Genomic DNA, 12,192 nt, shown 5'->3' with positions numbered 1-12,192 from the left:
GCTGCGAAAGTCGTTTGACCTATGGTCAAATTGCTGCAACGCAGCGTAGCGCGCGTTATATTATTGTGATCCGCTTGCGTTAAACGTAAGCGCGCACCTGCTGAAAAGGACGAACTCATGCTTTCACCCGAAATTCCGCTGAAACTGTCCGCCGCCGGAATCCGGTTGACCGGATTTATGGTCGAAAACCAGTTGCGCGTGGCGCAGGTTTATTGCGAGGCGTTTCTGAAAACAGGGATCTGGTCGCGCAGCCTGACGGCAAAGGCGGCTGTGCCGGCGACGCCAGTCAAGACGAAGGCGGCCCCGAAGCCCAAGGTGGCGGATGCCAACGCCAAACCGCGCCGTGCCGCGCGCGCCGCTGTGGCCCCCGTCGCCCCGGCCACACCGGCCAAAGCTGCTGCCCCGGTGGCACCCCCCGTGCAGCAGGTCGCGGCACCTGCGGCCCCTGCCGTTGCTGCAAAACCCGCCCCGCTGACCGAGGTGAAGCCTGCCGTGCAACCGGTGCCGATGGCCGCGCCCATGCCCGCACCCGTGGCTGAGGCGGCCCCCGCACCAAAGCCGGTAGCACCGGCGACAAGCGCGGCACCAACCGCGGCACAGACCACTTCGCAACCCACTGCGCGTGTGATCCCGGTTGACGCAGGCGCGCCCAAGCGTCAGCCCTCACCGCCCCCGGCGATGCCGCAAGGCACCCCCAAGGCCAAGGCGAAGTAAGATACAAGGCCGGGATGCAGAAGCTGCAACCCGGCCATTCCATTTCCGCGCTGGTCACGTCAATCTGACTGACCTATCTAGGAAGCAGGGAGGAAACCAAACCACGTAAAGTGAGGTTTCCAATGGCTAATATTACAACGAATGTGTCTCCTTCTCCTCTGCGCGAGGGGTGGAAACGCTTTGTCGCGGCACTGGTGCGTGGGCTGGAAAAACAGGCCTCTGTCACCGCGCGACGCAATCGGATCGAAGCGCTGGAAGCGAAATCCGACGCGGAATTGGCCCGAATGGGGCTGCGCCGCGAAGACATCGTCTATCACGTCTTCAAGGACCTGTTCTACGCCTGAGACGACAGGGGGGCGGGCATGATAGCCCGCCCTGTCAGGTGCCTTTGGTGTCTGTTTCTTCGGTCGAATGATCGCGAAACAGGGCCCCTTGCGCCATGAAGAACACAAAGATTGCAGCCGTCAGACCGAAAGTCTTGAAATAGACCCAGATTTCTTCTGTCTGGGTGCGCCAGATCGCCTCGTTCAGCAGGGCGAGACCAAAGAAGAACAGCATCAAGCGCCGGGTGAGAATCATCCACCCCGCATCGGTCAGGGGCATCACCCCATCCATGACATATTGCAGATACGAGCGCCCACGCATCAGGCCGTATCCCAGCACACCGCCAAACAGCAGATAGATCATCGTTGGCTTCATCTTGAAGAAACGGGGATCGTTGAACCAGACGCTGAGCCCGCCAAAGACCACGATAAGAACTGCCGTGACCACCTGCATCCGGCTGAGATGACCGGTGAGCCGCCACAATAGGCCCATCGAGATCAGAAACACCGGGATGAATCCGGCGGTGACGACGATAAAACCCTCATATTCGGTGCCGCCGATGGTAAAGACCCGATCCTTGAGCCAGAGATAGGCGGCGAAAAAGCCCAGCACGGGGCCGAATTCCAGAACCGGCTTGGCCCATTTGGGTGGCTGCGTGTCATCCATAGTCTCAGGTTTCCTTATCGCTTAGGCTGCTTGTGGCGCATTCAGCCGCCAATCTCAACTATGACCGCCCCGGCCGCGATCAAGGACATGAGCGCAATTCGTCGCGGCCCCACTGTTTCCTTGAGCACAAGCCAGCCAATGAGGGCGGCAAAAACTGTGGATGTCTCGCGCAGCACCGCGGCCTCGCCCACTTTGTCAAGGCGGGTGGCCAGCATGATCGAGCCGAAGGAGAAGAAGGCCACCACCCCGCCCGTGACCCCGCGCAGCATCAAGGCGCCGACGGCGGGCCGCTCTGGCATGTTGCGCCAGCGCAGATAGGCGAAAGGCGGGATCGTCAGCCCATCGAGAAAGAAAAACCACGCGAGAAACGTAAAGGGATCTGCGGTGGCGCGGATGCCGTAGGCGTCATAGGTGGTGTAAAGCGCCACAAAGAGCCCCGTTGCCACCGCCAGCCCCAGCGCCAGCGGCATGGTATCGCGGTTGAGCGTGAGCGTGCGCAGATTATAGACCGCAAGTCCGTAGATACCGCACAGAAGCACGCCCACCCCGAGCCATTGCACCGGCGTGAACACCTCTCCGAAAATCGCATAGGCCCCGATCACGGTGAACAGCGGCCCGGTGCCACGCACCACGGGGTAGACCACGGTATAGGCACCGCGCGTATAGGCCATGGCCTGCAACACCTTATAGCCGATATGGATCACCACAGCGCCGGCAAAGATGGGCCACATATGCGCCTCGGGCCAGGGCACGACGAAGAGGGCAAAGGGTGCGGCCATGGTGGCATAGCTCGCATCTATCACCCCCCGGCTGAGCCAAGGATCGTGCCGCCCCTTTTGCAACGCCCCAAAGATTGCATGCAAGAGCGCCGCCAAGAGGGCAAGGGCCATGGCAAGTTGATGCCCCGCCTCGGTGCCCTCGAGCGAAATCAGCCAAGCGCTCATTCAGAGGCAATGGCCATGGGGGGCCAGCCCCCCAAACCCCCGAGGTATTTGACGCCAGATGAAAGGCGCAACCGTTCATTTCCCCTCAAGCCCGGTAAGGGCGGCGGCGAAATCTTGCGGATCGAAGGGGGCCAGATCGTCGATCTGTTCACCCACGCCGATGGCATGGATCGGCAGGCCAAATTTATCCGCCAGCGCCACCAGCACACCGCCACGCGCGGTGCCATCGAGCTTGGTCATCACAAGGCCCGAGACATCGGCGAGTTTCTGGAAGGTTGCAACCTGGCTCAGGGCGTTTTGCCCCGTGGTGGCATCGAGAACCAGAAGGGTGTTATGCGGCGCTGAGGGATCTTTCTTGCGGATGACGCGCACGATCTTGGCCAGCTCTTCCATCAGGTCCGCGCGGTTCTGCAAGCGCCCGGCAGTGTCGATCATCAAGAGGTCCGCTCCCTCGGCCTCGGCGCGGGTCATGGCGTCATAGGCAAGGCTGGCAGGGTCCGAGCCTTCGGGCGCGGTCATCACCGGCACACCGGCGCGCTGCCCCCAGACCTGCAACTGTTCGACAGCGGCGGCGCGAAACGTATCCCCGGCGGCGATCACCACGGATTTGCCTGCCGCCTTGAACTGCGCCGCGAGCTTGCCGATGGTTGTGGTCTTGCCCGAGCCGTTGACGCCCACAACCAGCACCACCTGCGGACGTTTGGCATAGATCGGCATAGGCCGCGCCACGGGTTCCATGATGCGGGCGATTTCCTGCGCCAAAAGTTCCTTGATCTCTTGGGTTGAAAGGCGTTTGCCCATGCGCCCCTCGGCCATATTGGCGGTCACGCGCAGCGCCGTGTCCACGCCCATATCTGCCGCGATCAGCAATTCCTCAAGGCTTTCAAGCATCGCGTCGTCGAGCACGCGGCGCGGGGCGCTGTCAGGCGCGGTGCGGCCAAGAAGACGGCCAAGGATGCCGGAACGCGGGGCAGCGGCGGGCAAATCCTGCGGCAGCTCGGGAGGGGGGGGCGGAGCGGTTCCTTCGGTCGGGGGCGCAGGCACCTCTTGCGGCGCGGGGGCCACAGGGGCCTCTTGCGGCGCAGGGGTTGGCACCTCTGACGGGGGCGGCGGGACCGAAGGCGGGGTCTCTGGTGGTGTTTGGGGTGTTCTGTCGGGCGTGCTCTCTTGGGCGCTCTCGTCGGCGCGCCCTTCGTCGACAATCGCCTCCAGACCCTCTTCGAGCTTGGAAGAGGATTTGAACAGCCGTTCCTTGAGTTTCGAGAAAAACGCCATGCGCCCTCCGATCCGCGTGTCAATCCTGACCTAATGCGGATCGGAGGGAGATGGAAGCCTGTGCATGGCTCAGATCTCGTCGGCGAAATGCTTCATCGTCAGACGGATGGGATTGGGCGCGGCCTGACCGAGACCGCAGATGCTGGCATCGGACATGGCGGTGCACAGCTCTGTCAGGAGCGGCTGATCCCAAGTGTCGGCCTGCATCAGCTTGACCGCCTTTTCACAGCCCACCCGGCAGGGGGTGCATTGCCCACAGCTTTCGTCCTCGAAGAAGCGCAGCATGTTGAGTGCCGCGTCACGCGCCCGGTCGTGATCCGAGAGCACCACCACAGCCGCCGACCCGATAAAGGTGCCATGCGGTTGCAGAGTGTCGAAATCGAGCGGAACGTCATGCATCGACGCCGGCAGAAGGCCGGAGGACGGACCGCCGGGCTGATAGGCCTTGAACGTATGCCCATCAAGCATGCCCCCCGCCGCTGCAATAATGTCGGTGATGGTGGAGCCTGCAGGCAGGAGGTGGACACCGGGGTTTTTCACGCGCCCCGATACGGAGTAAGAGCGAAGCCCCTTGCGGCCATTCAGCTCGACCGTATTCAGGATTTCCGGCCCCTCGCGCAGGATGCGCGTGACCCAAAGCAGCGTTTCGACGTTATTGACCAGCGTGGGGCGGTTGAAAATCCCCACCTGCGCCACGAATGGCGGGCGGTGGCGCGGCAGCCCACGCTTGCCCTCGATTGATTCGATCATCGCGCTTTCTTCGCCGCAGATATAGGCACCGGCGCCGCGACGCAGCTCGACATAGCCGGGCTTGATGAGATCTGCGGCTTCCAGTGCCGCAATCTCGGTGGCGAGGATATCGAGCACAGCGGGATATTCATCGCGCATGTAGATAAAGCAGCGCTCTGCCTCGACCGCCCAAGCGGCGATCAGCATGCCCTCAAGGAAGAGGTGCGGCGTGCGCTCGAGGTAATAGCGGTCCTTGAAGGTGCCCGGCTCGCCTTCGTCGCCATTGACAGCCAGATAGCGCGGGCCGGGTTCGGCGCGCACAAAGCCCCATTTGCGCCCCGAGGGGAAGCCCGCACCGCCAAGGCCGCGCAGACCCGCATCCAGCAGGGTTTGCTGCACGCGCTCGAATTCGGCATCGGCATTTCGTGTCGCGCGCAGATCGGCCAGCGTGGCATAGCCGCCAGCGGTGCGATAGGCATCGAGCGCCTCATAGGCGGGCACGTGGGCGTGCGTGTCGCCTGCGGCGACGGCAGCCAAGACGCTTTCGGGTGTGGCGTGGTCGATGTGATGATGGCCCAGTTCCACCACCGGGGCCGTATCACAACGCCCCATGCAGGGCGCGCGCAGGATGCGGACCTGCATGGGATCGGTGCCCTGCTCCAACGCGGATTTCAGCGCCTGCGCGCCTGCCAGCTCGCAGCTCAGCGAATCGCAGACGCGGATGGTGAGCGCGGGCGGCGGGGTCTCGCCTTCGCGGACCACGTCGAAATGCGCGTAAAAGCTGGCCACCTCATAGACTTCGGCCTGCGACAGGCGCAGCTCTTCGGCGAGCGCGCGCAGATGGGCCGCCGAGAGATGGCCGAATTTATCCTGAATACGGTGCAGATATTCGATCAAAAGGTCGCGGCGGCGCGGCCCCTCGCCCAAGAGCGCCTGAACCTCGGCCCAAGCGCCATCTTCAAGTTGGCGTCCCTTGGTGGTGCGACGGCCCTTGCCATCCCCGGATTTCCAGACGCCTTTGCGATCATCCAATGCCATTGCGATCATCCTCTTTCCCTGTTGCGACCGAACCTAGCGGGCCGGGATGGGGGTAGAGCCCTCAAAAACGACATTTGCACCACCATTCGCGTTGATTGGCCCCTGAATTGCGATGGGGTGCGGCAAGGAAACCCTGTGCGCGGCCCCTGCCCCGGTTTACACTGCGGGAAAACTTGGACCGCTCATGCCGCTTTTTTCGATTGCCGCAAGCCTGCCCCTGATCCTGACCGCGCTCGCCGCTCTGTGGGGCGGGGTGTGGGGCGTTTTGGCTTTGGGGACGATCACAGTGCTGGTGTTCACGCTGGACCGGGTGATTGCCGCGGACGGCAATACTCACCCGGAGGCCGAGTTTCCCGCCGCCGATGCGGTGTTGGTGGGGCTGGGGCTGGGGCATTTCGTGGTGCTGGCACTGGCGATCTGGGCGGTGGCGGGGGGCCATGATCTGAGTGGCACAGAGCGTGCCCTTGTGGCTTTGAGTGCAGGGCTGAGTATGGGCCAGATTTCGCATCCGGTGGCGCATGAGTTGATCCATCGCCCTGCCCGCGCCAAGCGGTGGCTGGGGCGGCTGATCTATACGTCGCTGCTGTTTGGTCACCATGTCAGCGCGCATTTGCGGGTGCATCACGTGCATGTCGCAAGCCCGGAAGACCCCAGCAGCGCGCGGCCCGGTGAAGGGTTTTACCGCTACGCCCTGCGCGCCTGGCCGGGGGCCTTTCAGGCGGGATTAAAGGCCGAATCGCGGCGTCACGCGGATCGACCGCTCTGGCAGCATCCCTATCTGATCTATCTGGGCGGGGCCGGGGCGCTTGTGAGTGCAACCGCGCTCAGCCTTGGGGCGGCCGGGGTGGCGGCGCTGTTCTTTATCGCGGGCTATGCGCAGGTGCAGATCCTGCTTTCGGATTATGTGCAGCACTATGGCCTGCGCCGGGCACAGCGCCAGGATGGGCGGCTTGAACCGGTTGGCCCGCAGCATTCCTGGAACGCGCCGCACGTGATGTCTGCCGCAATGACGCTGAACGCGCCGCGCCATTCCGATCACCACGTCACGCCGCAACGCCCCTATCCGGCGCTGCAACTTGACCGCGCCACCATGCCGGTTCTGCCGCAGTCCTTGCCGGTGATGGCTGTGCTGGCGCTTGTCCCACCGCTTTGGCGGCGCATCATGGACCCGCGCGCCGCACGTTGGCGCAAAACCTCTGGCGGGGCAGCACCCGATCTGGCAGGTTAAGCGCATGCGTGTCTTGCTTCTCTTCAGTCATTTCTTTGCTGTCGCGGCCCCGGCTGCGGCGCAGATGACGGCAGCAGAATTCGATGCCTATACCCGCGGCCAAACCTTTTACTATGGTGCCGGTGGCGCGCCTTATGGTGGCGAGGAATATCTGCCCGACCGGCGCGTTCGCTGGTCCTTTCTGGATGGCGAATGTCAGGACGGGCATTGGTATGAAGAGCGGGGATTGATCTGCTTTGTCTATGACAACCGCCCCGAGCCGCAATGCTGGAGCTTTGAGCGCACAGATAAGGGGCTGATCGCCCGGTTCGCGGGGGACGAAAGCCTGTCGGAGCTTTACGAGGTCAGGCGGTCTGAGGCACCGCTGATGTGTCTGGGGCCAAAGATCGGGGTGTGAGCCTTGGCTTCTTTATGGTTCAAATACTCAAATCCCCGCCCTCTGCCTGCGCAACCCTAGAAAATCTTCCCCCTAGAAAGCCGGACCCCCATCGCCTAAGTTCTACCAAGACGTATGGAAACCGGCTGCGGGGGCGCCATGAGTGACACGGGACTTCAGAAGCTGGCGTTCCTGCTATTGGTGGCGCTGATCCTCTTTGTCGCCGCGACAGGGGGCGTGTGATGGCGCAGCGGTTTGGCGGCAAATACAGCCCCGATGGCGCGGACAAGGGCGCGCCCGTGCCAGACCATGGCGCGTTTCGTGGCGCGCGGCGGACGCGAGCGGGCGGGCGCGTGAACCTTTTGTTCTTTGCGCCCCTGCCATTGGCGGCGCGGGCCTTTGGCGCGGGCCCTGTTGAACTGGCGCTCAACCTTGCAGCGCTTGGCACGCTTCTCTTGGCGGCATGGCTCACCCGTGAGGGAATTCTGGCGCAAGAGGCCTATGAGGCGCGCAAGATCGCGCGGCGTCCGGCCATTCCACGCAAGATTTTTGCCTCGGGGCTGACAGGTCTTGGCCTTGGCCTTGCCGGTTATGCCAATGGCGGCGGCGTCATGGAGCCGCTGATCTATGCCACGCTGGGGGCTGTGCTGCACAGTTTTGCCTTTGGCCTTGATCCGCTCAAGGACAAGGGGATGGAGGGCGTCGACAGTTTTCAGACCGACCGCGTCGCCCGCGTCGTTGATCAGGCCGAAGACTATCTGCGCGGCATGACCGAGGCGCTGAAACGCGCGGGCGACCGGCAGGCGGAAACCCGGTTGGAGCGGTTTCAGATCACGGTGCGCGATATGCTGCGCACGGTCGAGGATGACCCGCGCGATCTGACGGCAGCGCGCAAATATCTGGGCGTTTATCTGATGGGCGCGCGCGATGCGACGGTCAAGTTTGCCGATCTGCACGCCCGTGCCCCCAACCCCGCCGCACGCGACAAATATCTCGCGCTCTTGGGCGATCTTGAGCAGAATTTCACCGCCAAAACCCGCGCGCTGATGCAGGATAGCAGCACCGATCTTGATATCGAGATCGACGTGTTGCGTGACCGGCTGGAGCGCGAGGGCGTTCACCTTGAAACCAAAGATTTAGCGTAAGAGGACGAAACCCATGTCAGAGACCACCCGTCAAAAGGCCGAAGCCGTACTGAAGGATGTCGAGGCCGTGAGCCGCGCGGTTCTGCCCGTACCCTCAGAGGCCAATGCCATCGTGCCGCTGGATCAGGCCGACGCGCCACAAAGCGCCGAGATCACCCGCCGCATGGCCGAAATCGACATGGGCGATACGCAATCCATCGTCTCGTTCGGCTCTGCCGCGCAGGCGGAATTGCAGGAAATCTCGCAATCGATGCTGCAAGGCGTGCGTAACAAGGATGTGGGGCCTGCGGGCGATAGTCTGCGCGGGATCGTGACGACAATTCGCGGCTTTGCGGTGTCGGAACTCGATGTGAGGCGCGAGCGGTCGTGGTGGGAAAAACTGCTGGGCCGCGCTGCGCCCTTTGCCAAGTTCACGGCCCGGTTCGAGCAGGTGCAAGGGCAGATCGACAAGATCACCGATGACCTTTTGGCGCATGAGCACACGCTCCTGAAAGACATCAAGTCGCTCGACATGCTCTATGAAAAGACACTCGCGTTTTATGATGAGCTGGCGCTTTATATCGCGGCGGGCGAGGCCAAGCTCAAGGATATCGACACCAACGACATCCCCGCCGCAGAGGCCGCCGTTCAGGCCGCGCCCGAGAATGATCAGGTGATGAAGGCGCAGGAACTCCGCGATCTGCGGGCCGCGCGCGACGATCTGGAGCGGCGGGTGCATGACCTCAAGCTGACGCGCCAGGTGACGATGCAATCTTTGCCGTCAATCCGGCTGGTGCAGGAGAATGACAAAAGCCTTGTGACCAAGATCAACTCGACCCTCGTCAACACGGTTCCGCTGTGGGAAACGCAACTGGCGCAGGCGGTGACGATCCAGCGTTCCGCAGAGGCGGCGGCCGCCGTGCGCGATGCCAATGACCTTACAAATGAATTGCTGACCGCCAATGCCAAGAACCTGCGCGAGAGCAACAAGATGATCCGGCAGGAAATGGAGCGTGGCGTGTTCGATATCGAGGCCGTCAAACAAGCCAATGCCGATCTGATTGGGACCATTCAGGAGAGCCTGCAAATCGCCGACGAAGGCAAGGCCAAGCGGGCGAAGGCCGAAGAAGAGTTGAAAAAGATGGAGGCCGATTTGCGGGATACGCTGGCCTCGGCCAAGGCGCGGCGCGATGGGGTGGGCGACACGGCAGGCACCGCCGTGCCCAAAGGCTAAACCGGCCATGCGGGGTTTGCGGGCGAGCGGGGGGATAGTGGGGCTGGCACTGATGGTGCTGGCGGGATGTGACGCGCCTGCACCGCCCGCAACCTCGGCGCGCCCATCAGTGCGACCCATCGTTGCCCCGCCCGAGGTGGCGCCCGGACCCTCGGCCAATAGTCTTGCGCTGGCCAGCTATTACCAAAGGGTCGAGTCCGATTTGCTCAGCCGTGGGCTTTTGCGGCGCGACGGCGGTGGACCGGACACGCCCTATACCGACACGGATGTGATGCGCAATTTCGAGCGGATCGCGTTTTATGACGAGTATCAGCAGGGTGCGGGCTATCGCCCGTCCTCGGGGCGTGCGGGGGGCCTGCGCAAATGGGTGGGCCCGGTGCGGATGAATGTGGAATTCGGTGCCTCTGTGCCAGAGGCGCAGCAGGCCGAAGATCGCCGTCTGGTCGCCGATTATGCCGCGCGGCTGGCCCGTGTCACCCGCCACCCGATCAGCGCGGGCGGGGGGGCTGCGAATTTTCATGTGCTGTTCATGGGCGAAGATGATCGCGACGCCATGCTGGCCCGTATCCGTCAGCTTGCGCCCGAGGCCGGGCCAAACACCATTGGCATTTTTCGCGACATGCCGCGCACCATTCATTGTCTCGTGGTGGCCTTTTCAGGGCAAGGCGAGGATCATGTCTATCGCCGCGCGATTGCCCTTATCCGGGCTGAACACCCGCCCTTGATGCGCCAATCCTGCGTGCATGAGGAATTGGCGCAGGGGCTTGGCCTTGCGGATGATTTCCCCGGCGCGCGCCCGTCGATTTTCAACGATGACGACGAATTTGCCCTGCTGACCAGTCAGGATGAAGAACTGCTCTGGCTGCTGTATCACCCAGACCTCAAACCCGGCATGACCCCCGACGAGGCCCGCCCCATCCTGCGCCGCTTGCTCGATGCGCGGGCGGGCGGGCCGGTCTGATCCCCCGATTATCCGATTACAGGAGTATCCCGATGCCCATCTTCGATTTCCTCTCCGGCCAGTTCATCGACGTCATTCACTGGACCGATGATACCCGCGACACGATGGTCTGGCGGTTCGAGCGCGAGGGCCATGAGATCAAATATGGCGCCAAGCTGACGGTGCGCGAGGGGCAGGCGGCGGTGTTTGTCCATGAGGGGCAATTGGCCGATGTCTTTACCCCCGGTCTCTATATGCTCGAGACCAACAACATGCCCGTGATGACCAGCCTGCAACATTGGGATCACGGCTTTAAATCGCCCTTCAAATCCGAGATCTATTTTATCTCGACGACGCGGTTCAACAATCTGAAATGGGGCACCAAGAATCCGATCATGCTGCGTGATCCGGAATTTGGGCCGACCCGCATCCGCGCCTTTGGCACTTATACGGTGCGGGTGGCGGATGCCGCGAAATTCCTGAGCGAGATCGTCGGCACCGATGGCGAATTCACCATGGACGAAATCAGTTTCCAGATCCGCAATATCATCGTGCAGGCCTTTTCGCGCATCATCGCCGGAAGCGGTATCCCGGTGCTCGACATGGCTGCCAATACCGCCGATCTGGGCAAGCTGGTGGCAGGTGAGATTTCTGCCGTGGTGGCCGAATATGGCCTCAGCATCCCCGAGTTTTACATCGAGAATATCTCGCTTCCGCCCGAGGTTGAGGCGGCGCTAGACAAGCGCACCTCGATGGGGATTGCAGGTGATCTGGGCCGCTTTACCCAATATTCCGCAGCCGAGGCGATGACCGCCGCCGCCAAGAACCCAAGCGGTGGGGCGGGCATTGGCGCAGGGTTGGGCATGGGGATGGGCATGGCCATGGCACAGCAGATGGCGGATCAGGGGCCTTGGGGCGCGCACCCTGCCCCCGCCGCCGCGCCCCAAAGCCCACCGCCGCCGCCCGTGGAACATGTCTGGCATATTGCCGAAAACGGCCAGACCCATGGCCCCTATTCCAAGGCCGCGATGGGGCGGATGGTGACGGATGGCAAACTGACACGCGACAGCCATGTCTGGACCGCTGGGCAGGATGGCTGGAAACGGGCCGAGGATGTGACGGAACTGGCCACGCTTTTTACCGTGATGCCGCCACCGCCGCCGGGTGCGTGATCCATGCGCCGGAGCCTGACAATCACGCTGCACTGGCTGAACCTGATGCTTTTGCTGTTCGTGCTGGGCGATGGCGGGGCGACAGTGTGGTTATCGCTGGCCTATGCGGCCTCGGCGCTTGGCATGTGTGCGCTGGCGCTGGTGTTTGGCCTGATGAGCGGGCCGGGGCCAAAGCTGACGGGGGCGGTGCGCGCCCTGCACCCGTGGTTGCATCGCGCGCTCTACCTGCTTTTGGCTTGGGGGGCGGTGGCGCTGGCGGCAGAGGCGATGGGCCATGCGTTGCCCGGCCCCGAGGCGCGCAAGCTGCTCTTGGCGCTTTTGGCCGCCACGGCGCTGCATGCCACCTTTAATCTCTGGCGGCACACGGCGCTGGGGGACGGGGCCTTGCGCCGCATCACCCCGCGCGCCGTGCATCATATTCTGTGAGC

General features: G+C 63.0%; 13 protein-coding genes. 9 read left to right on the top strand and 4 right to left on the bottom strand.

Annotation, left to right across the window (positions count from 1 at the left end; genetic code table 11):
- Window positions 1-117: 117 nt before the first annotated feature.
- Entirely contained in the window at window positions 118-714 is a 597-nt protein-coding gene (locus ACLGGT_RS14515; RefSeq protein WP_437196650.1) for a hypothetical protein, read from the top strand.
- A 122-nt stretch (window positions 715-836) separates the two neighbouring features.
- On the top strand, window positions 837-1,058 hold the full coding sequence (locus ACLGGT_RS14510; RefSeq protein ID WP_437196649.1) for a hypothetical protein: 222 nt from the start codon (window positions 837-839) through the stop codon (window positions 1,056-1,058).
- A 34-nt stretch (window positions 1,059-1,092) separates the two neighbouring features.
- On the opposite strand, the gene ACLGGT_RS14505 is transcribed toward ACLGGT_RS14510, so the two are convergent.
- The 4 genes from ACLGGT_RS14505 to ACLGGT_RS14490 all read right to left on the bottom strand — a co-directional run bounded on the left by ACLGGT_RS14505 (window position 1,093) and on the right by ACLGGT_RS14490 (window position 5,690).
- Window positions 1,093-1,704, bottom strand: a complete 612-nt coding sequence (locus ACLGGT_RS14505; protein WP_081508268.1) for an inner membrane-spanning protein YciB — start codon at window positions 1,702-1,704, stop codon at window positions 1,093-1,095.
- Window positions 1,705-1,745: 41 nt separating this feature from the next.
- A complete protein-coding gene (locus tag ACLGGT_RS14500; protein WP_081508267.1) occupies window positions 1,746-2,648 on the bottom strand; it encodes an EamA family transporter in 903 nt (300 codons plus the stop codon).
- 75 nt (window positions 2,649-2,723) lie between these two features.
- On the bottom strand, window positions 2,724-3,923 hold the full coding sequence (gene ftsY, locus ACLGGT_RS14495) for a signal recognition particle-docking protein FtsY (protein ID WP_437196648.1): 1,200 nt from the start codon (window positions 3,921-3,923) through the stop codon (window positions 2,724-2,726).
- A gap of 69 nt (window positions 3,924-3,992) precedes the next feature.
- Window positions 3,993-5,690 carry an NAD(P)H-dependent oxidoreductase subunit E gene (locus ACLGGT_RS14490; protein WP_198133570.1) on the bottom strand — a complete coding sequence of 566 codons (1,698 nt, stop codon included), beginning with the start codon at window positions 5,688-5,690 and terminating at the stop codon, window positions 3,993-3,995.
- Window positions 5,691-5,874: 184 nt separating this feature from the next.
- Between ACLGGT_RS14490 and ACLGGT_RS14485 the strand changes: the two genes are divergently transcribed.
- From ACLGGT_RS14485 to ACLGGT_RS14455, 7 genes are all read left to right on the top strand, one after another.
- Window positions 5,875-6,918, top strand: coding sequence for an alkane 1-monooxygenase (locus tag ACLGGT_RS14485; protein WP_437196647.1), 1,044 nt, complete (start codon window positions 5,875-5,877; stop codon window positions 6,916-6,918).
- 4 nt (window positions 6,919-6,922) lie between these two features.
- On the top strand, window positions 6,923-7,315 hold the full coding sequence (locus tag ACLGGT_RS14480) for a hypothetical protein (RefSeq protein WP_437196646.1): 393 nt from the start codon (window positions 6,923-6,925) through the stop codon (window positions 7,313-7,315).
- 221 nt (window positions 7,316-7,536) lie between these two features.
- On the top strand, window positions 7,537-8,439 hold the full coding sequence (locus ACLGGT_RS14475) for a 5-bromo-4-chloroindolyl phosphate hydrolysis family protein (protein WP_437196645.1): 903 nt from the start codon (window positions 7,537-7,539) through the stop codon (window positions 8,437-8,439).
- Between the two features lie 13 nt (window positions 8,440-8,452).
- The gene (locus ACLGGT_RS14470; RefSeq protein ID WP_008280316.1) at window positions 8,453-9,652 is read left to right on the top strand and encodes a toxic anion resistance protein; all 1,200 of its coding nucleotides are present in this window, start codon (window positions 8,453-8,455) and stop codon (window positions 9,650-9,652) included.
- Window positions 9,653-9,689: 37 nt separating this feature from the next.
- Window positions 9,690-10,613 carry a DUF2927 domain-containing protein gene (locus tag ACLGGT_RS14465; protein ID WP_081508663.1) on the top strand — a complete coding sequence of 308 codons (924 nt, stop codon included), beginning with the start codon at window positions 9,690-9,692 and terminating at the stop codon, window positions 10,611-10,613.
- Window positions 10,614-10,645: 32 nt separating this feature from the next.
- Window positions 10,646-11,764: an SPFH domain-containing protein gene (locus tag ACLGGT_RS14460; RefSeq protein ID WP_437196644.1), complete on the top strand. Its 1,119-nt coding sequence runs from the start codon at window positions 10,646-10,648 to the stop codon at window positions 11,762-11,764.
- A gap of 3 nt (window positions 11,765-11,767) precedes the next feature.
- Window positions 11,768-12,190: a hypothetical protein gene (locus ACLGGT_RS14455; protein WP_008280313.1), complete on the top strand. Its 423-nt coding sequence runs from the start codon at window positions 11,768-11,770 to the stop codon at window positions 12,188-12,190.
- The last annotated feature ends 2 nt before the right edge of the window (window positions 12,191-12,192 follow it).

The sequence above is a fragment of the Roseovarius sp. MS2 genome, from assembly GCF_051447875.1.
Lineage (GTDB): Bacteria > Pseudomonadota > Alphaproteobacteria > Rhodobacterales > Rhodobacteraceae > Roseovarius > Roseovarius mucosus_A.
This window is presented reverse-complemented; position numbering and strand designations above follow the sequence as displayed.

Bases quoted from the DNA above. Each gene is read 5' to 3' on its own strand.
- ACLGGT_RS14515 (WP_437196650.1), top strand. From the start codon at position 118: ATGCTTTCACCCGAAATTCCGCTGAAACTGTCCGCCGCCGGAATCCGG.
- ACLGGT_RS14500 (WP_081508267.1), bottom strand. From the start codon at position 2,648: ATGAGCGCTTGGCTGATTTCGCTCGAGGGCACCGAGGCGGGGCATCAA.
- ACLGGT_RS14480 (WP_437196646.1), top strand. From the start codon at position 6,923: ATGCGTGTCTTGCTTCTCTTCAGTCATTTCTTTGCTGTCGCGGCCCCG.
- ACLGGT_RS14505 (WP_081508268.1), bottom strand. From the start codon at position 1,704: ATGGATGACACGCAGCCACCCAAATGGGCCAAGCCGGTTCTGGAATTC.
- ACLGGT_RS14475 (WP_437196645.1), top strand. From the start codon at position 7,537: ATGGCGCAGCGGTTTGGCGGCAAATACAGCCCCGATGGCGCGGACAAG.
- ACLGGT_RS14460 (WP_437196644.1), top strand. From the start codon at position 10,646: ATGCCCATCTTCGATTTCCTCTCCGGCCAGTTCATCGACGTCATTCAC.
- ftsY (WP_437196648.1), bottom strand. From the start codon at position 3,923: ATGGCGTTTTTCTCGAAACTCAAGGAACGGCTGTTCAAATCCTCTTCC.
- ACLGGT_RS14455 (WP_008280313.1), top strand. From the start codon at position 11,768: ATGCGCCGGAGCCTGACAATCACGCTGCACTGGCTGAACCTGATGCTT.
- ACLGGT_RS14490 (WP_198133570.1), bottom strand. From the start codon at position 5,690: ATGGCATTGGATGATCGCAAAGGCGTCTGGAAATCCGGGGATGGCAAG.
- ACLGGT_RS14510 (WP_437196649.1), top strand. From the start codon at position 837: ATGGCTAATATTACAACGAATGTGTCTCCTTCTCCTCTGCGCGAGGGG.
- ACLGGT_RS14470 (WP_008280316.1), top strand. From the start codon at position 8,453: ATGTCAGAGACCACCCGTCAAAAGGCCGAAGCCGTACTGAAGGATGTC.
- ACLGGT_RS14485 (WP_437196647.1), top strand. From the start codon at position 5,875: ATGCCGCTTTTTTCGATTGCCGCAAGCCTGCCCCTGATCCTGACCGCG.